22 protein-coding genes are annotated in these 22,230 nt (G+C 44.0%); 6 read left to right on the top strand and 16 right to left on the bottom strand.

Features of this window, described 5'->3' with window-relative positions; translation table 11 throughout:
* The first annotated feature begins 62 nt into the window (after positions 1-62).
* Positions 63-386, top strand: coding sequence for a chaperone modulator CbpM (locus FW759_RS10405; protein ID WP_062843499.1), 324 nt, complete (start codon positions 63-65; stop codon positions 384-386).
* 135 nt (positions 387-521) lie between these two features.
* On the opposite strand, the gene FW759_RS10400 is transcribed toward FW759_RS10405, so the two are convergent.
* From FW759_RS10400 to FW759_RS10380, 5 genes are all read right to left on the bottom strand, one after another.
* Positions 522-1,709 (bottom strand): MFS transporter, encoded by a 1,188-nt coding sequence (locus FW759_RS10400; protein ID WP_062843500.1) that lies wholly within the window; start codon positions 1,707-1,709, stop codon positions 522-524.
* Positions 1,710-2,263: 554 nt separating this feature from the next.
* Positions 2,264-3,466, bottom strand: coding sequence for a serine/threonine transporter SstT (gene sstT / locus FW759_RS10395; RefSeq protein WP_062843501.1), 1,203 nt, complete (start codon positions 3,464-3,466; stop codon positions 2,264-2,266).
* A 204-nt stretch (positions 3,467-3,670) separates the two neighbouring features.
* On the bottom strand, positions 3,671-4,150 hold the full coding sequence (locus FW759_RS10390) for a DNA polymerase III subunit chi (RefSeq protein ID WP_446442947.1): 480 nt from the start codon (positions 4,148-4,150) through the stop codon (positions 3,671-3,673).
* A 21-nt stretch (positions 4,151-4,171) separates the two neighbouring features.
* On the bottom strand, positions 4,172-5,836 hold the full coding sequence (locus tag FW759_RS10385; protein WP_446442946.1) for a leucyl aminopeptidase: 1,665 nt from the start codon (positions 5,834-5,836) through the stop codon (positions 4,172-4,174).
* A gap of 269 nt (positions 5,837-6,105) precedes the next feature.
* Positions 6,106-6,711: a cysteine hydrolase family protein gene (locus FW759_RS10380; RefSeq protein WP_446442945.1), complete on the bottom strand. Its 606-nt coding sequence runs from the start codon at positions 6,709-6,711 to the stop codon at positions 6,106-6,108.
* Between the two features lie 564 nt (positions 6,712-7,275).
* Between FW759_RS10380 and FW759_RS10375 the strand changes: the two genes are divergently transcribed.
* On the top strand, positions 7,276-8,577 hold the full coding sequence (locus FW759_RS10375) for an LPS export ABC transporter permease LptF (protein ID WP_446442944.1): 1,302 nt from the start codon (positions 7,276-7,278) through the stop codon (positions 8,575-8,577).
* On the top strand, positions 8,577-9,785 hold the full coding sequence (lptG, locus tag FW759_RS10370) for an LPS export ABC transporter permease LptG (protein ID WP_446442943.1): 1,209 nt from the start codon (positions 8,577-8,579) through the stop codon (positions 9,783-9,785). Before FW759_RS10375 ends, lptG begins: the two co-directional genes overlap by 1 nt.
* A 293-nt stretch (positions 9,786-10,078) precedes the next feature.
* Here lptG and FW759_RS10365 read toward each other — a convergent pair whose 3' ends face one another.
* Positions 10,079-10,687, bottom strand: a complete 609-nt coding sequence (locus FW759_RS10365) for a class I SAM-dependent methyltransferase (RefSeq protein WP_446442942.1) — start codon at positions 10,685-10,687, stop codon at positions 10,079-10,081.
* 232 nt (positions 10,688-10,919) lie between these two features.
* Between FW759_RS10365 and FW759_RS10360 the strand changes: the two genes are divergently transcribed.
* On the top strand, positions 10,920-11,621 hold the full coding sequence (locus tag FW759_RS10360; protein WP_446442941.1) for a hypothetical protein: 702 nt from the start codon (positions 10,920-10,922) through the stop codon (positions 11,619-11,621).
* A 55-nt stretch (positions 11,622-11,676) separates the two neighbouring features.
* Here the strand turns inward: FW759_RS10360 and FW759_RS10355 are convergent, their stop codons facing one another.
* The 7 genes from FW759_RS10355 to recN all read right to left on the bottom strand — a co-directional run bounded on the left by FW759_RS10355 (position 11,677) and on the right by recN (position 17,177).
* The gene (locus FW759_RS10355; protein WP_446442940.1) at positions 11,677-12,138 is read right to left on the bottom strand and encodes a tetratricopeptide repeat protein; all 462 of its coding nucleotides are present in this window, start codon (positions 12,136-12,138) and stop codon (positions 11,677-11,679) included.
* Positions 12,139-12,158: 20 nt separating this feature from the next.
* Positions 12,159-13,097, bottom strand: coding sequence for a site-specific tyrosine recombinase XerD (gene xerD / locus FW759_RS10350; protein ID WP_446442939.1), 939 nt, complete (start codon positions 13,095-13,097; stop codon positions 12,159-12,161).
* A 48-nt stretch (positions 13,098-13,145) separates the two neighbouring features.
* Positions 13,146-13,457, bottom strand: coding sequence for a sulfurtransferase TusA (tusA, locus tag FW759_RS10345; protein ID WP_446443021.1), 312 nt, complete (start codon positions 13,455-13,457; stop codon positions 13,146-13,148).
* 201 nt (positions 13,458-13,658) lie between these two features.
* Positions 13,659-14,144 (bottom strand): hypothetical protein, encoded by a 486-nt coding sequence (locus FW759_RS10340; RefSeq protein WP_446442938.1) that lies wholly within the window; start codon positions 14,142-14,144, stop codon positions 13,659-13,661.
* Between the two features lie 95 nt (positions 14,145-14,239).
* Positions 14,240-14,770, bottom strand: coding sequence for a Holliday junction resolvase RuvX (ruvX, locus tag FW759_RS10335; protein WP_095569373.1), 531 nt, complete (start codon positions 14,768-14,770; stop codon positions 14,240-14,242).
* Positions 14,771-14,817: 47 nt separating this feature from the next.
* The gene (locus tag FW759_RS10330) at positions 14,818-15,381 is read right to left on the bottom strand and encodes a YqgE/AlgH family protein (protein WP_062843512.1); all 564 of its coding nucleotides are present in this window, start codon (positions 15,379-15,381) and stop codon (positions 14,818-14,820) included.
* Between the two features lie 116 nt (positions 15,382-15,497).
* The gene (gene recN, locus FW759_RS10325; RefSeq protein ID WP_446442937.1) at positions 15,498-17,177 is read right to left on the bottom strand and encodes a DNA repair protein RecN; all 1,680 of its coding nucleotides are present in this window, start codon (positions 17,175-17,177) and stop codon (positions 15,498-15,500) included.
* Positions 17,178-17,895: 718 nt separating this feature from the next.
* On the opposite strand from recN, the gene ppnP reads away from it, so the two are divergent.
* Both ppnP and rlmB read left to right on the top strand, forming a co-directional pair.
* Complete coding sequence (gene ppnP, locus FW759_RS10320; protein WP_062843514.1) at positions 17,896-18,231, top strand: pyrimidine/purine nucleoside phosphorylase; 336 nt, start codon at positions 17,896-17,898, stop codon at positions 18,229-18,231.
* Between the two features lie 213 nt (positions 18,232-18,444).
* Positions 18,445-19,215 (top strand): 23S rRNA (guanosine(2251)-2'-O)-methyltransferase RlmB, encoded by a 771-nt coding sequence (gene rlmB / locus FW759_RS10315; protein WP_446442936.1) that lies wholly within the window; start codon positions 18,445-18,447, stop codon positions 19,213-19,215.
* On the opposite strand, the gene coaE is transcribed toward rlmB, so the two are convergent.
* The 3 genes from coaE to FW759_RS10300 all read right to left on the bottom strand — a co-directional run bounded on the left by coaE (position 19,178) and on the right by FW759_RS10300 (position 22,122).
* Positions 19,178-19,861 carry a dephospho-CoA kinase gene (gene coaE / locus FW759_RS10310; protein ID WP_446442935.1) on the bottom strand — a complete coding sequence of 228 codons (684 nt, stop codon included), beginning with the start codon at positions 19,859-19,861 and terminating at the stop codon, positions 19,178-19,180. The genes rlmB and coaE overlap by 38 nt on opposite strands.
* A 130-nt stretch (positions 19,862-19,991) precedes the next feature.
* A complete protein-coding gene (locus tag FW759_RS10305; RefSeq protein WP_446443020.1) occupies positions 19,992-20,891 on the bottom strand; it encodes a prepilin peptidase in 900 nt (299 codons plus the stop codon).
* A 7-nt stretch (positions 20,892-20,898) separates the two neighbouring features.
* Complete coding sequence (locus FW759_RS10300) at positions 20,899-22,122, bottom strand: type II secretion system F family protein (RefSeq protein WP_446442934.1); 1,224 nt, start codon at positions 22,120-22,122, stop codon at positions 20,899-20,901.
* Between the last annotated feature and the right edge of the window lie 108 nt (positions 22,123-22,230).

Raw genomic sequence — 22,230 nt, 5'->3', positions numbered from 1 at the left:
ATTGTAAGAGAGATAAAACCATACGAGAACGACGACATAAAGCGTAAACGAGGATAATAACTATGAAACACTCGCCTGAATTTACCGATATTATCATGAGCCTAGATGAGCTGGTATCTACCTGTGGTCAAGAGCGCCAATGGGTCATCGAATTGATTGAAGAAAATATTATTGAATATGATGTGCCAGAGCGTGAGCAGTTCACGGGTTACCAGCTAACGACTGTGCGCCGCGCGTCACGTTTGAGTCGCGATTTTGACGCCAGTGTGCCAGCGATTGGTCTGATACTTGAGCTGTTGGACGAGCTTGAGCAGTTACGCCAACTAAAACGTCAGCTAGACACACAAACGCCAGTAATTGAAGTGGATATCGACCATTTGAAGTAGTGAGATAATCATACAGAATAGACGATAAAAAAGAGCCAAGTGGCTCTTTTTTATGTTTATAAATAACCGAAAATAGCAGATATACGTTGATATTTCATCAAGCGTATTCTCTTTTGGGTCGTAGTATTTTGAGTTTTAGCTCGAAACAAACCCATTTCTTCTAGCAGACCATACTACTGATAGTCCTAATAAGGCAAGCGCAAGGACTGCCCACGGAAACGATACCGCCCCAATGCGTTGTAATAGTATCGCCCCCGCTACCCCGCCGCAGGCTATCGCTAGGTTAAATACGGTCACAAGCATGGACTGTGCAACATCAGCGTTATCGCCTGCGGCTCCTGCAAGCGCAGTCTGTAGTAATATTGGTGCGCCGCCAAAGGTCAGTCCCCATATGGCTATACCCACCAGAACAATAGCTGTAGAACCACCAGAGAAACCCAATACTAATGCTCCTATCGCAAACACACTCAGACTTATCAAAGCCATCAACCGTAGCCAGTTATCTACTAGCAGTCCAGTAAGCCAAATTCCTACTATGGCAGCAATACCGAATAACAGCAATATAGCATCCACTCGCTGTGCCAGCCCAACCGATGCTAAAAATGGCTCGATGTAAGTATAGAGAATGTTGTGAGCCGCGATCCATACAAACAACGTTAGCAATACAGGGCGAATACCTGGCATCGAAAAAACGTGCCGGATTGATAGGCGCTGTTTGGCTGACTGACCGGCGAAGTCAGGTAATGCCAGACGTACCCAGATCAACGATAGCAATGTTAACGCTGACATGATCCAAAACACGCCGCGCCAGTCTAATAGTAGACCGAGCCATGTTCCTAAAGGTACGCCAAAGGCCAGCGCAATTGGCTGACCCACTCCTGTTATTGCTAACGCACGTCCCCGCATATTGTCTGCCACCATACGCAATACATAGCCAGGTAGTAATCCCCATATGACTCCAGCTGCCATACCCGCAGCAAAGCGTGCCGCTATAATGATTGCATAGCTGCTTGACAAGGCAGTAACAATATTGAATACCAATAGGCTACCAATTGCCAATAAGAATAACCGGCGGCGATTCCAACTACGAGTGGCGGCAATCACTGGGATGGCGGCTAGCACAGAACCTAGTGCATAAAACGTTATCAACTGGCCTGCTAGCGCTTTAGAGACCCCTAATGACTCACTAATTTGTGGTAACAAACCAGCTGGCATGGTTTCGGTCATGATAGTGAGAAAGCCTGCTAATGTGAATGCCAGTAGCTTCCAGATAGGTAAACTTGGGGCGTTAAGCTCAGAGGTTTTAGGTTCGTCGATATTCATATCGCTTTTGCCTCCGTTACCGTACAGAAAACAAAATTAATATAGGATATAGGGAAAATGATGCTGTTAATGTTCATGTTAATTTCTTTTAATAATAGGTAAAACCCCTGTCCATAAATGGCTAGGGTATTCGTGTATTTTGAGTATCTATCGATCGATGCGATTAAGCACCAAAACTGATGTAGACAAGGCTACAAGGGTGACTGTGGAATAGATTGAATTGTACAACTAGGGTGTGTCCTCAATTCAAACGGTTGTATCTAAATAGGCTAGATTTTGCAAAATACTATCAAATAGTTGATTGATAGCTTGATATTATTTGCACTACTTTCCTCGTTTGACTGCCATCTATCTCATTTTACGACCCTTTTTAAAATAAGGACACGTCCTAGAGTCTAAAGTAGATGTGAAGTATAACTGGGTTTTTAAAACAGACGTATGGTGCTATGTATCGTTTTCAGATTGAGAAAACATCCTAGTTCATAGGACCAAATTTTTTAGCAATAAAAAAGAGCCAAATGGCCCTTTTTTATTTGTGAGCGTGTTTTTAACTATTAACGTGAATAGGTAGGATCAGCCGCCGCTGTAAACAACACATCGGTTGATGAGTTCAGGGCCGTTTCTGCTGAGTCTTGAATCACACCGATGATAAAGCCAATGGCAACCACTTGCATGGCGATGTCGTTTGGAATATTAAACAGACTAGCGGCAAGAGGGATTAGCAGCAATGAACCACCAGCAACCCCAGAGGCGCCGCATGCACTAATCGTTGCAACCAAGCTTAATAAAAGCGCTGACGCGAAAGTCACTTCGATACCAAGCGTATGTGCAGCGGCAAGCGTCAACACGTTAATAGTGATTGCCGCGCCTGCCATGTTGATAGTGGCGCCTAAGGGAATCGTCACCGAATAAGTGTCTTCATGTAGACCCAGTTTGCGCGCCAAATTCATGTTGACAGGAATGTTGGCCGCTGAACTACGGGTAAAGAATGCTGTAATCCCTGACTCACGCAAACATCTAAATACCAATGGGTAAGGGTTTTTGCCCGTTTTGACAAGGACAATAATAGGGTTGGCGACGAGAGCGATAAATAGCATACAACCGATCAGTACCATCAAAATACGTGCATAACCAGCTAAAGCCTCAAAGCCTGTCTCAGCTACCGTATTGGCGACCAAACCCAATATACCAAAAGGTGCTAAGGCAATGACCCATTTTACTACTTGTGAGATCGCATCAGAAAAGTCGCTGACCACCGCACGCGCAGTGTCGCTGGCCTGACGTAAGGCAAAACCGATGATAATTGCCCAAGCCAAAATACCAATATAGTTGGCTTCAGCGATTGCATTGACAGGGTTTGCGACCAGATTCATCAGTAAGTTGGTCAACACTTCTTTTAGACCTGCTGGTGGTACTTGCTCAATCGTAGCATTTACCAACACCAACTCGGTTGGGAATAAAAAACTTGCCATGACTGCGGTGAGGGCTGCCAAAAAAGTGCCGAACATATACATAATCAGCACTGGCTTGACATACACTTCATTGCCACTGCGATGTTGACTAATGGCGGCCATGACCAGAACAAAGACCAACACGGGAGCAACTGCTTTTAAGGCACCAACAAATAGTGTCCCTAACAATCCCAATGCGACACCAACGCTTGGCGCTAACCAACCAATCAATACTCCCAATACTAAACCGATAATAATCAGCGGTACCAGTCCTATACGCTGATACATCGCAATCAATGAACGCATCTATACACCCTCGAATTAGTCAGTAAACAAACAAATAATGATAAAAAGTAAAAGTAGGCGCAAGATAGTAACATTTTTCAACATGAGCGCCTACCTTTAACCCTTCTCTATACGGACTGATATATCATAAAAAAAACGCCCGTATCACAAAGGATAGAGCGTTTTTTAGGGTTACAACACTGAATAATACAGTACCTTTATGCATTAGACTTTAAAGTGGGTCAACTCATAGCCCAATTGCTGATAACTTTTGTACTTATGACGACCTGCGTCCACGCTGCTAGAATCTGGTTTGATTAGCTCAAGAACCCGCGTAGGATGCGCGTTATGAGTAGCCGTCATAAATTGATTCACAGGATGTGCGGTGGTATTCAGTACAATCCCTTTAAAATCAGCTGGCATGTGGTTACCCAGCAAAACGGGAGTAGATGTTTTATCATTCATAGAAGAAGTAGCGTCAGGACGAGTAACTGTATCAGAGTCATCGATAAGCTGATGCGGTATAAAGCTGGTTGCCTCTTGTGCCCATAAAGACGCATCAAGTGACGCCAGCAATGCTTCGTCCTCAATCAGTATCAGTACCGATTGGGTGCTCTTGTTAAGGGCTGTTTGAGTGAGCTGACAAATAAAGCCCAAGAAATCTTGGGCCTTATTTTCGCTTAAAACATAAAAGCTAATATTCATAAAGTGGTGTTCATCAATGGATTAAACCATAGCGGCGCTGTTTTTTAAGTATTGCATAAACAGCGGTACAGGACGACCAGTGGCGGCTTTATTGGCACCTGAGTTCCATGCCGTGCCAGCGATGTCTAAATGCGCCCATGCTTGACCTTCTTCAACAAAACGCGATAAGAAGCAAGCTGCAGTCACAGCGCCTGCACCTTTACCACCAATGTTTTGCATGTCAGCGATAGGCGAGTCGAGCTGCGCTTGATACTCGTCATCCATCGGCATATGCCAGATAAGATCGCCTGATAGATTACTGGCGTTTTCAAGATCAAACAAAACGTCTTCATCATTACTAAAGACCGCTGAACGGACATGACCTAACGCCACCACACAAGCACCAGTCAAAGTTGCCACATCGATAATGGCTTTTGGTTGATAGCGTTGTACATAGCATAGTGTGTCTGCCAATACCAAACGACCTTCGGCGTCTGTGTTCAAGATTTCAACAGACTTGCCGTTCATGGCTTTGACGATGTCACCTGGACGAGTCGCATCCCCTGAAGGCATGTTTTCAGCACAAGCAAGAGCACCAACGACATTGATCGGTAGGCGCGCTTCACACAAGGCTTTAATCGTGCCGAGTACTGAGGCCGAGCCGCCCATGTCAAACTTCATCTCATCCATTGCCGCACCAGGTTTGATTGAAATACCACCTGAGTCAAAGGTTACGCCTTTACCTACTAAGACGATAGGAGCATCATCATTAGTCACTGGAGCAGAGGTCTCGTTATTTTTGTCTGTCTTTTTAGACGCTTTCTTACTTGGAAGCTTGGTTGGCAATTTATCAGTTAGGGCTTTTAGGCCGCCTGTTACTTTTGCACTATTAACAGACGCTTTGCCCGCGTTGGCACTAAATGCTGACTTACCTTGATATTCCATCAATACCAGCTTGCCTTCTTTGGTAGAGCCTTGCGCCACTGCTAAGAAGCAATTCATACCCAATGCTGACATCTCATCTTCACCCAATACGGTGACTTTTAATAGATCAGGATAGGTTTTGGCCAATGCTTGTGCTTGTTCTGCCATATAAGCTGGGAAGCAGATGTTACCCGGTTCATTAGCAACGTCACGAGTCAGGCTTTGACCTTTAAAGACAGCTTCAGCAAATACGAGTGAATCTTGCAATGACTTATCAGCCAACAAATAAATATCGGTCAATACAGGCGTTTTTTGTTCAGACTTATATTTATCAAAACGATAGCTTGCGGCCAATAAATTCAGCGCAAACTGACCAAATTGATTTTCTTCCAACGCATCGCCTAGGGCGACAGTAATAGAATCCACACGTTTTTGTGTGCTTTGATGAATGGTATTGGCAATTTTTTGCAAGGCGCTCTGGTTAAGCTTCTCAAGCTTACCAACACCTACCAATAATAATTGTACAGGGTTTTGCTTGGTGGTCTTTTTATCGCCTGCCAGCGCATAATCTTCTACTGTTTCACAAGCACTACCACTGAAGTGTGAGACTTCAATCAATTGTTCAATGCGTGTTTGATAGTCGCTCAAGGCTGATTCAGCAATGATGTTTTTCTTATCATCGACCAAGACCACAAGACAAGCGGCATCTTTGCTCTTGGCTTCTTTTTTGAGAATTTTTTGCGTGTGCGTCTTTGGTAAACTTTGGGTTAATTTGATATTCATATAATTATCCTTATTAGAGTTATAAAATCAGATTCATAAAAATGATCGCGTTTATTTAATTGGTTTTACTTATTAGATCCTTTGGCCTATTGAGCCACCGCTCTAGTGTAGCATATTGCAAGACCAGTGCGCAGTGAGCAAGGCTTAGGTAATATGTTAGAACAAGTTTGCTAATCTAGTTTACGTTTATCAGTATTATTAAAGGTAAATTTTTATTATAAAGTTGATGATGTAGTACATTGTGTCAAAAAATAATGGATGGATTGATGCTAGCCATTGATTAAATCATTTGTCGTCACCAAAGCGGCAAACCTGTCTTGTAGCGCTGCCATCGCGGTATCGTGCATTATCTCAGCACTGATGGTTTCTCTTTGAGCGCTTGGCAAATCGCGAGTGGCACAGGCGTCGTGACAGACGACATTATCAAACCCTAAGTCAAACGCGGCTCTGACACTTGAGCTGACACACATGTGACTCATAAACCCAGCAAAGATGATTTGCTGCTTTTGCGCTTTTTTAAGCAGGGCGTCAAGCTGCGTCTCATAAAAGGCATTGGGGTGTTTTTTGATGATAATGGTTTCATTGTCTTGAGGCTGTAAGTCGCTAACAATATCGACATTGGCCGATAAAGGGTCGAACACTTGACCGTTTTCTGCACCATGATGCGTGATATGGAAAATAGGTACGTCTTGTTCACGAGCTTTTTTTAGCAGTAGGCGTGCATTTTCAGTCGCTTTTGCACCGGCTTGCCCTAGCGGCATGGCACCATTGACGTATTCGTTTTGAAAGTCAATCAATACGAGAGCGCAGTTAGACCAATCAGGGGGCGCAAAGGCACCGCCAGCAAGTTCAAGTAAGGTAGAGGGCGTAGACATGGTAAAGTCCTTAATCAATATGATTTGTGATATTTGAAGAGTCGTATAAAATCACAGAAGCGAACGCTTTAAAAATATGGAGAGATTAGTCTAGCAATTATTGTCAAATATACGAGCGTCATGATACGAATGACAAACAAACCTTTCTAAAGTACATAAACCAAAAACGTCTAAGTAGAAATATACTCAATTTCAAACAATTGTATGTTTTGTGCGCCCTTTAATTTTTGATTATTGCCTTTATATTAGGCAGATATAACAAGCCACCAGCAAGGTGAGCGCAATCTCTTTCAAACACATTTCACAGCCATTTTTAACCAAAATATGCTAGGATTAGCGGCTATCTTTATCGCTGATATTTGTAGAGTATGGCGCAAAAATGATGCCGTTATTACGGTCACGATATTATGGTCATTATGTATATAGTCGATTGATCAGGATAGAGCCGATACAGCGTTAACATAGTGCCGATAACTGTGCTTGAAATTCCCTATAATTTATCGATAAGCATGTGATGACTCACGCGACTGCCAATCCATTACCAACCCATGAAGAGTACCTATTGTGATATTACGCCGCTATATGACTCAGCAAGTTGCCTCAACGACCGCTTTGGTGTTGGGGTTTTTAGTGGTAATAATGCTGGGCGGTCGTTTGATCCGTTACTTTGGTATCGCAGCAGAAGGCAATCTGGATATCAGTTTGTTATTCACTATTATCGGTTATAACCTGCCGTACTTCTTAGAGTTGATCTTGCCGCTGGCATTTTTTATTGCATTGATGCTGGTTTTCGGACGCTTGTATGTTGACCAAGAAGTGGCAGTAATCAATGCCAGTGGCATCTCGCGTGGTAAGCTTGCGCGTCTGATGACGCCATTGATATTAGCCTTGTTTGTGGGCGAGGCGGCGCTCTCGGTGGTTGGAAAACCGTGGGGCGTGCGATCATCCGAGAGCGTTTGGCAGCAGCAAGCATTGACCAGTGCTTTTGATTTGATTCGCCCAAACCAATTTATTAGTAGTGGCAATTATCATTTGTACGTGGGCAGTTTGAGCGATGATAAGAAACAACTGCAAGACGTGATACTTATCCAGTCGAAGCCCAAAGCCAAAGGCAGTAAATCTGTTGATATGGATGACAGTACGTCTGTTGATATGGATAACCGCATCGATGCAGAAACTGCTGAGCAGTTGGACATTCCAGAGCTGCCGAACGCACTGATGAGCAAGAACGATATTAGCAAAGACACCATCACGTTAGCCAAACGGGCTGAGCAAGTAGATACAGAGGCGAGTGGTGTGACGCAATTGGACTTATTCCAAGGACGTCGCTATGAGGTTGGCGCAGGCAATCTAAAGTATAACCAAGTCGGCTTTGATCGCTATCGCATCACGTTGACGGAATCCTCAAAAGAAGTCGTTACCGAAGACAATATCGAAACTCAAGCGATTGGGCCGCTATGGCAAGCTGCCACAGGTGGGCAAGTGGGCAGTGATAATGCGTTGCGAGCCGCACAAGGTGAGCTTGGTTATCGCTTGGCGCTGCCGTGGTTGATGATTATCGCACCAATGCTGGCCGTACCACTTGCGCAAGTACGCCCACGTCAAGGGCGCTGGTTACGTCTGTTTCCCTCCATCTTATTATTTGTCAGCTGTGCACTCGGTATTATTTCACTTAAAAATGCCGTGAGTAAAGGCAGTGTCAGCGTTTGGGCATACGCGTGGTTTATTTTAGGATTTATGGCGTTGGCACTTTATATGAATTGGGGTAGCCGTGTGCAGCATCGATTACGCTTTCGCAAGCAAGAGAATGAGCCGTTGATGACAGCTGATAGCCAACATAGTGGCTCACAAGGAGGGCAACCATAATGCGCTCCTTATTTTCAAAATCCTCAGCGACCGATCAGCTGGCAAGACTGCCGAGCAACCTCAAGGTGCTGAGCCGTTATGTCAAGCTCAATGCCTTGCTCGCCATCATTGGTGCTGTACTTGGTCTGTGGGCGCTGCAACTGGTATTTTCTTATTTATCTGAGCTAGATTCGTTGGATGACAGCTATACGATGGGTGAAGCCATCAAATACATTTTTTACCGCTCGCCTTACTTTTTAGAGCAGTTTATTCCGACGGGCGCCTTGCTTGGTGCGGTGGTTGGTTTGGGATTACTGGCAAACAAAAGTGAGCTGGTCGTGATGCGCGCGGCTGGGGTCAGTGTGTATCGTATCGTCAGCTGGGTGCTACAACCTGCCTTGATTTTTGTGATTTTGGCTTTGGCAATCAATCAGTTTGTTTTGCCGACCTCCAATCAACTGGCAAAAGAGATCAACGATGCTGACAGCAAATCGCTAGTGACGTCGGTACGAGGCTATTGGACCGTGCAGCCACGGTTTGAAAAATCAGAAGATGGCGGTGCCAAACCGGATGGTAGCGACATTCTTTATATCGATTACGCCGATGTTAACGGCAATATCGGTGAGGTCAAGCGTTGGCATTTGGACAATAGTGGTAACTTACAAACCGCAGTGCATGCTGAGGGTGGGAAGTATATTGGTCGTGAATCTTTAAACACCACCACTGACAAACTGAGCGAGCAGTATCGTTATGAGTGGCAACTGAACAATATGACTGAGCTAAGTATCAATCAAGGGTTTGAAAGCAGTCAGGCCATCTCGACATCTGATACGTTAAGCTTGCCATTTGCGCCTGAGTCCGTGTATTTGCTGACCCGTAAAGCAGAGGATTTGTCATTGACGCAATTGTATGAGCATCGGCAGTTCATGCGCCAACAAGATCAACGCTCCTTGAGTCATGAGCTGGCATTTTGGCAAAAACTACTGTCGCCGTTGTCTATCTTGTCTTTGGTCATTGTGGCCTGCTCATTCGTTTTTGGCTCGCTACGGACGCACAGTTTGGGCTTGCGTATCGTCGTGGCGTTACTATTTGGCTTGCTGTTCAGTTATGTGCAGGATTTGGTCGGTTTTGTCTCGCTGGCTACTGGGTTTTCGCCCATGCTGATGGTGATACTGCCGATTATTGGCAGTGCGATCTTGGGTGGCTATTTACTCAAACGGCAAATGTAGGTAACAACGGACAATGCAAAACCAAATCGCCCTGTACATAGTGACAAGTATTTATAGTGATAAGCGACTGGTATAAAACTTCCTTGCTTGCTGTAACACAGAGGCTGCAAAAACTTTATCCCAGTCGCTCTGTACATTATCAAAGCTCATCAACTAGCCAGTTCACCATAAAAAAGCCCGTCAAAACGATAAGTTTCGACGGGCTTCTTATTTACTCAACTTTAAAAGATTCAATTTTAAAAATCTTGAGCTTTCAATCAGCTAAGTTTTAACCACCTATTTTTTCTAAAAAATTAGTCTTTGGTTGCCATGGTAATCGTATACGTTTTGCCTTGTTTGACCTTTTCACTATTGCCAAACACTTCGGTAAACGAGCGCTTCATAAACTGGCGCAAACCATTGATGGTCACGACATAAAAACGGCCACCTTGACGCATGCGTGTATAGGCATCGAGGAAATACAGATAGTGCTGCTCTTTGCCGACTTTGGCGGGTAGGTTTGACATTACAAGGCTAAAGTCTTTGTCCTTTGCCACATGATTAAAGCCATTGGATAAATGCACGTCGACATTCTTTAGACCGTTTTTCTCGCAATTTAAGCGCGCATATTCTACTGCCATAAAATCTTTATCAATCAAGGTGTGCTGACCGTTTGGACATTCACGCGCGGCCGTCATACCAAGCACGCCATAGCCACAGCCCAAATCGATCGAATCATCATCTGCTTGAAAATCGACGTAATCAAGTAGCATTAGGCTACCGTCATCGAGCTTTTGCGGTGAAAAAATACCCCACGTGGTCGCAAAATCAAACGGCTTGCCCAGCACGTCTTGGCGAAAATTGATGTCTTCGCGCCAGTGTTGGGCGTTCTTTAGCAGGTCAGCAGGCGGTCTATGGCTCATGATATTCTCAAATAATAGATAAGTAAGAGGGGGTGCGTGGTGCAACTAGACAGCTCACGCAGTATGACGAGTATTGTAACGAGAAAAGGGCAGGTTTGCAGCTATGGATTATAGTCGTTTCTCAGATTACTCTTTTAAATAGAAAAATGTTGCTATGACTGAAAGAAAAATTATACTTTTATCAAGATAGGCAAGTGCATAATTCTACAGCGGTGACTTAAAGGAAAACAATGTGACAAGTGATCTTAATAAAGACTGGACACCAACATTTGGTACCGTTTATACATGGTTTGCCATGGATAAAGAAGGGCGAATTGCTGTTATGGTAAATAACTGCTGGGGTGACCTACCGCAATCAGTTTTAAATATTCATAATGCTGAACCGTTATTGGATGATTTAAATGATTATATATGGGAAGAGTCGAATAAGTACACGGACTACCCTCAAGATAAAGCAGGAGAGCTAATAGTGGATCTATATTCTTATTGGAGTAATAAGGATAGGTACCGCAAAAAAGTTTCGATAAGAACAGTGGGTAGAATTGGGAGGTGGCATAGATACATTATCGACTTCTACTGCTTTTTCGAAAATAAAACAATGAGTCGTCGTAAGATTGCTAAAGAATTAACTGCTGAGCTTAAACGAATAAAAAATTATAGTGACGCGAATTTTTCAGTAAACAAAGGTTACTTTTTATACTTTGCAGTAGACGGGTATAACGAAGGTGATGATTATCCAGTAGGCTATAAGGGCGCGACCAAAATAGGTGATTATTACCGTTATCTTGTACCTACAGTCTACGCGTCAATTGAGGATTTTCCGCAAGAGTTATGGCACGGTATAGCCGTTTCAGATACTCTAGATTTTACCAAAGATAGAATGCTTGATAATGATAAGATTAATACTTATTTTCCTAGAAATTATCGTAACTAACCAGCTATGTAGCTTGGTTGGTTCGAGAGTAACTTATTATCCAATGTTTCCATGCTTACATTTTTCTTAGAGAATTTAAGCTTTTCCTTATATTAATGTCTTCTGGATCTATAGCCATAGCATCCTCATAGCACTTCCTTGCAGAGGCAAACTCTCCTATACTTGCCATCAAAGCTCCTAAATCAATATAGGCATCAACAAACTCTGGGTCTAAATCGATAGATTCCTGATAGTATTCAAATGCCTGAACTAAATCACCTTTAGCAAAGAAATCAGAAGCCCATAGATAATAGTATCTTGATATTCTGTACTCATTATCTATATCAGTCACTTGACCATAAATTTCAAAAGCATTCTGATAATTTTTTTTATAAAACTCAGCATTGCCCTCACATTCTAGAGTAGCTGCATGTAACAAATTTGAACTTTTGAGCATCTTGTAGCCTGCATCAAAGTCCATATTTTTAAAATGCTCAGTAATTTTTTTAATAATATTATGATCGTTATGTCCTATCATATGTTCTTTCCTTCAAAAGGCTAACCTCTCGGATGATGCTCTGCATGCAACTGCTGCAATCTCGCTGTCGCCACGTGCGTATAGATCTGCGTGGTAGACAAGTCACTATGCCCAAGCAACAACTGCACGCTACGTAAGTCTGCGCCATGATTGAGCAGATGCGTGGCAAAAGCGTGACGTAAGGTGTGCGGTGACAACTCTTTATCGATACTGGCGACTTTCGCGTATTTTTTGAGCAAATACCAAAAGTTTTGCCGAGTCATATAACCACCTTGCGCCGTCAAAAATACCGCTTGGCAGTTGCCTGATTTTAGATACGCAATCAAATCCCCACGTCCATGCGACAGATAATCTTCTAGCGCGTCTGCTGCATATTCGCCGAGTGGCACCAATCGCGTTTTATTGCCTTTACCTGTAATCTGCAACCAGCCTGAATTGAGATTGACTTGTTCTAATGACAGATTAATCAGCTCACTGACGCGTAGACCGCAAGCGTAGAGCACCTCTAACATGGCTTTATCACGCAGTCCCAGCGCCGTACTGGTATCGGGCGCGGCAAGAAGGTTATCGACATCTGCTTCGCTCAAATCTTTTGGTAGGGGACGACCAAGTTTGGGGCTTTTGATACGCTCGCAGGGATTGTCCTCACGCAGGTTGCTTGCAATCATCCACAAGTAGAACTGACGCAAGCTTGAGAGCATACGCGCTTGGGTACGAGGGGTTTTCCCGTCTTGAGTGAGTAGGGAGAGACAGTGCAGCACATCATCAGGCTGCCAGCGTGTCAGCGCGATAGGGTTGTTCAACTCACAAGAACGCAAGTCGCGCACATAAGCGTTACGGGTACGCGTCGCTAAACCACGAGCCAGCATGGCTTGACGAAACTCTGTCATATAAGATGGCTCATCATCGACGGCCAAGGACTTGGGCTGCCTTTGTTGTACGGCGCGGTCACGGCTCATAAGACGATTCTCAGTGAATGACGAAAGATAAAGAATAGGTTAGAGCGATCATGCGCTTTTTTTCTTCACCAAATAACGATATAGCGTACTATTTACAGGCGTCTCATTATCGCCAGCGACAGTGATTTCATCAGGATCAATATCCAAACTTACATGGTCAGCCAACGTTTCTTGACCGAGCAACTCATGACCCAAATGACGACAAAAATTAGGAATGTCGCGTGTAGTGGCGGGGTCAGTGGCGAGTATCTCAATCACCTCACCGCTATCTGCTTTACGGATCACTCGGTGTAGCATCATCACAGGCTCAGGACAGATCAGGCCTTGCGTGTCTAAATGATGGTGAATAGTCGTTTGCATCGTTGAGGTCGTCATAATGTATTATTTGAATCAATTAGGTGAGTTTATAGTATAAAAGTGACGCATAAAAAGTGCGCGGCTTAGATAATTTTTTTACTTGCTGTGCCGTTGCAGACAGAGGCTTCAAAAAATCTATCCCAGTAGTACGGTATGCTTTTTAAATAAACGATGCATTCATTACAGTGATTTCATTCGTACCACTTACGTCTCTTCCATGATATCAGCGTCTTCTTGTATTTCTAAAAAGTTAAAAAAGCGTTTAAACGTCACTTTGAATAAAAACGCCACGCCCAGCCAGCAGGACAATCCCAACCACGCCGTATTAGAAAACAGTAACTCACCGATCAGAATAAGGGTAGACACACCGATACTCATGGCAATCATTGAGGGCTGGTTGAGTCGATAACGGTAAATCACTAAAGCATCATAAATGGTAATAGGAATGGTCAGTGCCACCAACGCATAAGGCAAATTGTAAAACAATTGATACAGCAACTGATTGTCATGGAAAGCCTTGATACTGGCAATGGTACCAAAAATCACAAATGCCAAAATCGCGGCATAAATAAGATAAATTGCTATCTGATTTACGCGCTGAGCACCCTTGATACGTGCGATCGCAAGCGGAGCAAAACCATGTTGCGACTTATTTTGCAAGGCTTGGTCTGAAACAGAGGTCATAGTCATCAATCACGCATTCGTTTGGAGGGGCAATAGGGTAAAAAACAACAAAGCTACAATGCCTGCCATTTATGTCTGTCACTTTTGACGCTGCTGTATCTTCATTCTGGTTTGATAGCATCAATAGCGATACTGCTATTAGGGTCAGCAAAATAAGTCGACATCAAAATACAGGCAGAGATATCATCAATGGGGTCGCGCTCATGTTTGATCCAGCCATTCTCCCATGCTATTTCTCTGGCGGCGACAGACGTCAAGCGCTCATCACATAGAGACACCGTCACAGGCAAATGCTGCTCCATGATTCTATGTGCCAAGCGACGGGCAAACTTGTGCGCCCGCTTCGACAGCATGGAACTGCTGCCATCCATGTTCAGTGGCAAACCAACCACCACTCTTGCCACGCCCCACACTTTGATAATACCCAGTAAATTATCCCAGTCTGGCTGACCATTATCCATGGCCAAAATATCAAAGGCACGCGCAGTCTCGGTGACTGTGTTGCCTAAAGCCATACCCATCTTTTTGACGCCATAATCTAGCGCCAAGATCAGATGTGGTTTGACGGTTGATTCAGAAATGCTGTCATCAATCGCTTCTACGGCATCTTCTATAAGCGTGCTATCTACCATAATAAGAGAAGTTTCCTATCGTTGAGTGTGCTATTAAGCTTGGAAGATTAAGCATGACCAATATCACTGCTCAAATAATCAAAATTCACACCAATTTTGTCAGCGGCGATTTGCCAACGTTCTTCAAAGGGCGTATCAAACAATAAGTTCAAATCAGCGGGACAGACCAACCAATCGCCATTACCCAGCTCTTTTTCCAGCTGTTTTTTGCCCCAACTGGCATGTCCCAAGCACAACTGATAATGACCCACGCCTTGACCGGCTGCAATACGTTTGAGAATGTCCTGACTGGTGGTAATACAGACGTTTTCTGAAATGGCAAAAGAAGACGCCCACTCCGGTTGTCCTGTATGCAATACAAACCCCACCTCTGGATACATGGGACCACCTTCTAATGCCAAGTCTTCCATCACTTGGCGGTTGGTCACTTCAATATCCAAGTCTTCCAAGAGTTTACCAACGCGCGCTTGCTCTAATGGACGATTGACCATAAGACCAAGTGCGCCATATTTATCATGACGACAAATATAGATTAAAGCCTGTGCAAACCTTGGATCTGATAGCTCTGGCGCCGCAATTAAGAAATGATGGGTCAAATTGGCTTTAGACATAAAAAAACACGTAACCTAAATAAAGGTGAGAGACCACTATATGGCGATAATGAGGTAAAAATCAACCAAAGTTGTTGTTTATCAACGCCTAGTCAAGAATTGAGAGTCGGTTATTTTTACTTAACATCGGTCAACAAACTACGCGCATGTTCGCGTGTCACATCAGTGATGGTCACGCCGCCCGACATACGTGCCAACTCATCCACTTGCGCATGGCCTGTTACGATGAGCAGCTCGCTTTCTGTCTGTTCTTGATGATGTTTTTGTACCAAGATATGCTGATGGGCTTGTGCGGCGACTTGGGCTTGGTGAGTGATGGCGAGCAATTGCTGCGTTTGTCCAAGTGCGCGTAATAGCTCACCGACCACTTGTGCGGTGCCACCACTGATACCGACATCGACCTCATCGAATACCAGCATCGGCTTGGCGGCATTGTTATCAGCACTCGTTGCTTGCAATACTTGCATCACAAGCGCCATACGCGACAGCTCACCGCCTGAGGCGATTTTATGTAGTGGCTGCATGGGCATACCCACATTGGCACTAAACAACAAGTCAATATCAAAGCAACCTTGTGCATTATATTGGCTGGTTTCTGCTTTTTTGGTAAACACAAACTCGCAGCGAGCATTGGGCAAGGCAAGAGGCTGTAGTTGCTCAATCAGCTGTTTACTCACCATGGGTGCAGCTTTCGTTCGCGCTTTATTCAATTGTGTGGCAAATGCCAAATATGCTTGCCATGCTTGTTCGATTTGCGACGCCATGGCATCACTGCTTGGCTCATTTTCCAATTGATCTAATTGTTCTTGCCAGCCTTTTGCTTCATGAACCAATTCACCAGCGGGCAAATTGTGCTTGCGTGATAAGCGGTGACCTAAGCTTATTAAACTGTCTAGCGTTTGCAGGCGCTCAGGGTCAGGCAATTGTTGTTCTGCATAATCCGACAGTAACGCAGTCACTTCCGTAATTTGCTGCTGTGCCAAATGCAATTGCTCAGAGGCTTGCTCAAACGTTTGGCTGACACCCACTTGGTGGTCACAGATTTTGATTGCTTGACCCAGTAAGGTCATGACATCTGGCTCATCGGTATCATTGTCTAATAAATATAAACCATGACTGGCCTCGGTCATTAGCGCTTCGATATTAGATAGCTCTTCATGCTCCGCCTCGACATCTGCATAGTCGACCGCCAGCAAGGGCGCTATGTCTGCCAGCTGGTTTTGCAAAAGCTGAATACGATCTTGACGCTGGGATTCGCGGCTAGCGATATCATCGGCACGGCGTTTGAGCTGCTGGTACTGCTGATAGCTATTGGCTGTTTGTATGGCAAGAGGCGTGGTTTGCGCCATCTCATCTAACCATTGCACCACAAATTGCGGCTTTAATAAGGCCTGCTGAGCATGTTGGCTATGAATATTGACCAGTAATGCACCCAAGCTTTTTAATTCAGCGAGACTGACTGGTGTACCGTTTAACCAGGCTTTTGAGCGCCCTGTATTGCTTAGTTGACGACGAATCAATACTTCAGGTTCTTCTAGTAGCCGCTCGTTTTTTACAAACCACTCGGCAACGATAGGATTGTTTTCTACATCAAACTGCGCATAGATATCTGCGTGCGCTGCGCCATGTCTGACCATGGCACTGTCTGCGCGCTCGCCGATACATAATGACAAAGCATCAAGTAATAGCGACTTGCCAGCGCCCGTCTCACCGGTGATGACATTAAAGCCACAAGCCACGTTTAGCTCATGTTGAGCGATCAACGCAAACTGATGTAAAGTTAATGATACTAGCATCAACGCCTCTCATGACAGATTGAAAGCTTTATATAGGCTCAAAAATCATGTCTAAAATAGGATAAAAAAAGAATAAATAGGTTCAGCTAACAGCGCGAATAGATAAATGTGATTGGCAAATATTATGGTGTTAAATGTCTTTAAATACAAATATTAAAGGCAGCAAATCTAATAAATGGGTCTGGCAAGACTACCACAAAATCGGTGGAGGTTGACTATGTGTGGTCTTTCTTTTTCTTATAATACTGATGATAAAGGTGAGCCCTTTGGCCAAATAGAACCTATCAAAGTAAAAGTCTCAAACCAGTGAAAGTGGCTAACTGTAGTCACGAAAGTAGCGAGGAATAAGGAAGTGTGACAGCATCATGATCTGCCTAGCCAAGAGAATTTACCTGCCGCTGTAACAAACTTTATAGAGATAATGTGGTAGCATAATCTCACATAATGATAAACTCTGACTATGGGTTCCATCCACTCTTTATCATGTTGCAAGTCATGGTTTCGTAAAATTAGAGGCTTATAGTAAAAGAACAGAGAACTCAGTGATGATGTCAAAATATTTTTATAGAATCTGCTCCTACAGTTAGCGGGCAGGTCTTTACCGTAATACAATCCAGCATTTAAGATTGAGCGCTTCTTCAAAAACGCCCACACTAGCTGACTCAACTCAGTTACTTATTTTTTAGTTTTATAATAATTATTTGATAAGGAAGCCACTATGACAGCGGCGCAATTTACTAATGTAACCGTCAATGCTCACGCAACCGTCTCTTATGATGGTCGCTGTTCAAGCCATACCATTATGTTTGAAGATGGGCGCCATAAAACGCTAGGCGTGATCTTGCCTTGTGACAACTTGGTTGACCACTATCACTTTAGTACCAATACCTCTGAGCGTATCGAAATCACTAGCGGTGAGTGTGAAGTCAAAATAAACGGTGATGAAGAATTCAGCTACTACCGTGCAGGTCAATCATTCGTGGTTGAAGGCAACAGCGGTTTTAATCTGCGTACCGAAGAGATTGTTCAGTATGTTTGCCACTTAGAAGGCTAATCGACAGCCAGATGAATGTCACGATAAGGTGACCTATCACGCTGTGCAGATAGGATTCAAAAAATAAACAATATCGGATTGGTATTGTTTATTTCTTTTTTTGGCCAGTATTACTGATAGCCAACCATTGATTGACTGGTACAATTGGGCCACATCTCCTTTTTTATCTTGTCGCAATATGCGATACCCACTTATATTTATAGTAGGCCTATTATGGCAAAACCCATTTATTTTTATGGTATTCACGCGATTGATGCCTTACTTGAACACCGTCCACTTGATGGACTTAGCCTGTTCGTACAGCAGGGACGTGAGAGCGACAGTCATGTACAAGCGATCATGGCGCAAGCGCGCGACAATGGTATTAGTATCCAAACCGCACAAAAAGACAAGCTAACGCAATTGTGTGATAGCCCGCAACATCAAGGCATTGTATTGCATGCCCGTCCATTGGGCTTCGCTGATGAAGGCTTACTGGACAAGATTGCTGGACGTGATCAGTGCTTGTTATTGGTGCTCGATCAAATCACGGATGCCCATAATTTTGGTGCTTGTTTGCGTACCGCTGTGGCGATGGGCGTGGACGCCGTTGTTTGTCCTAAACATCATGCCGCAAGCCTAACACCAACCGTTGCCAAAGTCTCAGTTGGCGCGGCCGAGATGATGCCTATTATCAGTGTGACCAATTTGGCGCGTGCGTTGTCACAGATTAAAAATGCAGGGGTATTTGTTTTTGGTACCGCTCTTAATGCGAATGCCAAACCCTTACATGCTGCTGATTTGACAGGTAAGACAGCAATCATTATGGGCTCAGAGGGGGAAGGGATGCGCCGTTTAACCACAGAAAGCTGTGATGAGCTGGTTTACATCCCGATGTCAGGCAATGAGCATGGCAACTTGCAAAGCTTGAATGTCAGTGTTGCCACTGGTATGGCACTGTATGAGGTCAATCGGCAGCGTACTTTAGCTGCTGGGCAAGCGTAAGATATTGTTGATGTAAGGGCTCAAGCTTGACGTAAAGAGAAGCCAAATCACTTTCATTGAGAATGACATGATCTGCATGGCGATTGCGCTCTTCTCGGCTAAGCTGATTGGTCATAATGGCTTTAATCTTTTGTACACTTTGCTCATCACGTCGGCTTGCGCGTGCTAGCTGAGTCTCTTCAGTCGCATCCATCACTAAGATGCGCTGACACAAATTGGCCAGTCCAGCCTCTGCGCCTTCAATAAGCAGGGGTGCTGACAACACCATATAGGGCGATGTACTGGCGGCCAGTTGCAGCTTTGCGGCCTCACGTATCGCTGGATGCGTGATCGCCTCTAGCTCAATAAGTGCTTCAGGGTACGTAAATACGTGTGTTCTGACCGCCGCTCTGTCCATTGTGCCGTCACTGTTCAATACCCAATCACCAAATTTTTTCTGAATCTTGCGTAAGGTTGGGCTGCCTTTAGCGGCTACTTCATGAGCAATGATATCTGCATCAATGATATCGATACCTTGCTCAGCAAACCAAGCACTGGCAGCAGACTTGCCACTACCGATGCCACCCGTCAAACCGACTACTAGCGTCTTGTTTTTGGTTTGCAGGTTTTGTGATTGATGCGAATAAAGGGTCGTCTGTTTTGACATAATGGTGACTTATCTGACTGATATAATGAGGATGGCAGTGACTTATTAATAATCACACCTCAAGGCCAAATGGCCTTTAAAGGTTGATAATAATTAAAAATGACTACCGCCAATTGGCTAAAAGAGTTTGTTAAGTATACATGCCAAGATACCAGCTGACGATATCTGAACCGTATAATAATGCAACGATTCCCGCAATAGCGATATAAGGCCCAAAAGCGAACGGCCGGCTCTCACCCTGTTTTTTCATCAAGATCAATCCAACGATAGATCCCAATAAGGAAGACAACAATATAATGAGCGGTAACATCAGTGGCCCAAGCCAAGCACCCAGTACGGCCAGTAATTTAAAGTCTCCTTGGCCCATGCCGTGCTTTTTGGTAATAAGATAAAAAATCTTAACCACTATCCACAATGACAAAAATCCAAGCAATAAGCCCCAGATGGACTGAGTAGGGGAGACAAACCAACCTTGTGAGTTGACGGCCAATCCCAAACCTGCCAATGGAAAGGTTAGACGGTCGGGCAATAGCTGGGTATCAAAATCAATGCCTGTTAAGGCAATAAGCGTCCATACCAAGACTAATGCGGACAACCCAGTAGCATTGACCCCAAATTTGTAAATTACTAATACCGATAGTAGGGCAGTAACCAACTCAACCAAAGGATAGCGCAGATTAATCGAAGCTTTGCAGTCTGAACAACGACCGCGCAACACCAACCAACTGATTAAAGGGATGTTTTCATACCATTTAATTTTATGAGCACAATGAGGGCAGCGTGAGGCTGGTCGACTCAAGGTAATGGGTTGATCATTTGCGACAATGTTGGTTAAAGGTTGCGTATGTTCACGTGGCATATCGACCTGATCAGAGATGAACTGACTGCACTCTTGTCGCCAGTCATAGATCATTATTAGCGGGGTACGATGAATAACCACATTCAAAAAACTGCCAACACAAAGACCCAGTAAACCAAATACGAGTAAAGCTAGGGTCATATTGTCTTGTAGTAACTGCATAAATTGCATCAAATCGTTATCCTACCACTGAACCCATTTGGAAGATTGGCAAGTACATTGCAATGACCAACCCTCCTACTAAAACCCCTAACACTGCCATAATGAGTGGCTCCATCAGACTGGTTAAGCCATCCACGGCATTGTCGACTTCGTTCTCGTAATAGACAGCCACTTTATCAAGCATCTCTTCTAGACTGCCTGACTCTTCTCCAATGCCGACCATTTGAATGGCCATACTTGGAAACAGATTGGTCGAGCGTATTGAAAACTGTAGCTGTTGCCCAGTTGATACATCATTTTTGATCTGCTGGATGGCATTATAAAAAACGACATTGTTTGCTGCGCCTGCCGTAGAATCTAATGCATCAATAAGTGGTACACCAGCCGCAAAAGTCGTCGATAGCGTACGAGCGAAACGGGCAATAACCGCTTGATAAGCGATGTTGCCGAATATGGGCGCTTTTAAGGCGGCGCGATCTAAAAAATCACGGAATTTTTTGGAGCGTTTTTTAGCCTCTGAAAAACCAATAATAGCACCACCAATAAGGATAATTAGGATAAACCACCGAGCCTGCATCCATTCAGACATGCTTACTACCATCTGCGTAAATGCAGGGAGCTCAGCACCAAAAGATTCAAATAGATCTGAAAACACAGGTACTACTTTGATGAGCAAAATCATGGTAACAATAATGGCTACAATAATAACCGCAATCGGGTACTTCATGGCCTTCTTAATCTTGGCCTTCAGTAATTCGCTCTTTTCTTTATAAGTAGCAACCCGCTCCAGCATGGTCTCAAGCGCACCTGATTGCTCACCAGACTCAACGAGCGAACAAAAAAGGTCGTCAAAATAGCGCGGATGTTTACGTAAGGCAGAAGCAAAGGTGCCCCCTGCCTCAATATCCGCCTTTATCTGTAATACCAATTCTTTCATGCTCGGATTGTCTAGTGAGTCAGCCACAATTTCAAAAGACTGGGTCAGTGGTACACCTGCTTTCATCATGGTTGCCAACTGCCTTGCAAAAATAGCAATATCAATGGCTTTGATAGACTTTTTAAAGGTATATAGGGGTTTGGGTTTTTTCTTAATTCCTTTGACGGTAATGCCTTGTTTACGTAATGTGGCTTTTGCTAGCTCTAAACTACGACTGGTGGTTTCGCCTTTTACTTTTTGTCCGCGCCGGTTCACTCCATCATAGACAAAGTCTAACAGCATATCGGTCTTAGCTTTTGCCATATTATTATCCTTAAAAATTGTCTGATGAAGTGTCAAGAAGTAAAATAATGCTTAGCTCACACTTTCAATTTTATGTACTTCATTTTAGCGTAAAAAACCAGACCTTAT

The sequence above is a fragment of the Psychrobacter sp. 1176_08 genome (assembly GCF_052850615.1).
Note: the sequence above shows the minus strand (reverse complement) of the source record. Positions and strands in the feature narration are given on the sequence as shown.

Bases quoted from the DNA above. Each gene is read 5' to 3' on its own strand.
- tusA (WP_446443021.1), bottom strand. From the start codon at position 13,457: ATGCAAACGACTATTCACCATCATTTAGACACGCAAGGCCTGATCTGT.
- FW759_RS10365 (WP_446442942.1), bottom strand. From the start codon at position 10,687: ATGAGCCATAGACCGCCTGCTGACCTGCTAAAGAACGCCCAACACTGG.
- lptG (WP_446442943.1), top strand. From the start codon at position 8,577: ATGCGCTCCTTATTTTCAAAATCCTCAGCGACCGATCAGCTGGCAAGA.
- xerD (WP_446442939.1), bottom strand. From the start codon at position 13,097: ATGAGCCGTGACCGCGCCGTACAACAAAGGCAGCCCAAGTCCTTGGCC.
- FW759_RS10330 (WP_062843512.1), bottom strand. From the start codon at position 15,381: ATGTCTAAAGCCAATTTGACCCATCATTTCTTAATTGCGGCGCCAGAG.
- FW759_RS10380 (WP_446442945.1), bottom strand. From the start codon at position 6,711: ATGTCTACGCCCTCTACCTTACTTGAACTTGCTGGCGGTGCCTTTGCG.
- ruvX (WP_095569373.1), bottom strand. From the start codon at position 14,770: ATGGTAGATAGCACGCTTATAGAAGATGCCGTAGAAGCGATTGATGAC.
- ppnP (WP_062843514.1), top strand. From the start codon at position 17,896: ATGACAGCGGCGCAATTTACTAATGTAACCGTCAATGCTCACGCAACC.
- FW759_RS10390 (WP_446442947.1), bottom strand. From the start codon at position 4,150: ATGAATATTAGCTTTTATGTTTTAAGCGAAAATAAGGCCCAAGATTTC.
- FW759_RS10340 (WP_446442938.1), bottom strand. From the start codon at position 14,144: ATGACTATGACCTCTGTTTCAGACCAAGCCTTGCAAAATAAGTCGCAA.
- FW759_RS10405 (WP_062843499.1), top strand. From the start codon at position 63: ATGAAACACTCGCCTGAATTTACCGATATTATCATGAGCCTAGATGAG.
- FW759_RS10305 (WP_446443020.1), bottom strand. From the start codon at position 20,891: ATGCAATTTATGCAGTTACTACAAGACAATATGACCCTAGCTTTACTC.
- FW759_RS10300 (WP_446442934.1), bottom strand. From the start codon at position 22,122: ATGGCAAAAGCTAAGACCGATATGCTGTTAGACTTTGTCTATGATGGA.
- coaE (WP_446442935.1), bottom strand. From the start codon at position 19,861: ATGTCAAAACAGACGACCCTTTATTCGCATCAATCACAAAACCTGCAA.
- recN (WP_446442937.1), bottom strand. From the start codon at position 17,177: ATGCTAGTATCATTAACTTTACATCAGTTTGCGTTGATCGCTCAACAT.
- FW759_RS10355 (WP_446442940.1), bottom strand. From the start codon at position 12,138: ATGATAGGACATAACGATCATAATATTATTAAAAAAATTACTGAGCAT.
- sstT (WP_062843501.1), bottom strand. From the start codon at position 3,466: ATGCGTTCATTGATTGCGATGTATCAGCGTATAGGACTGGTACCGCTG.
- FW759_RS10400 (WP_062843500.1), bottom strand. From the start codon at position 1,709: ATGAATATCGACGAACCTAAAACCTCTGAGCTTAACGCCCCAAGTTTA.
- rlmB (WP_446442936.1), top strand. From the start codon at position 18,445: ATGGCAAAACCCATTTATTTTTATGGTATTCACGCGATTGATGCCTTA.
- FW759_RS10385 (WP_446442946.1), bottom strand. From the start codon at position 5,836: ATGAATATCAAATTAACCCAAAGTTTACCAAAGACGCACACGCAAAAA.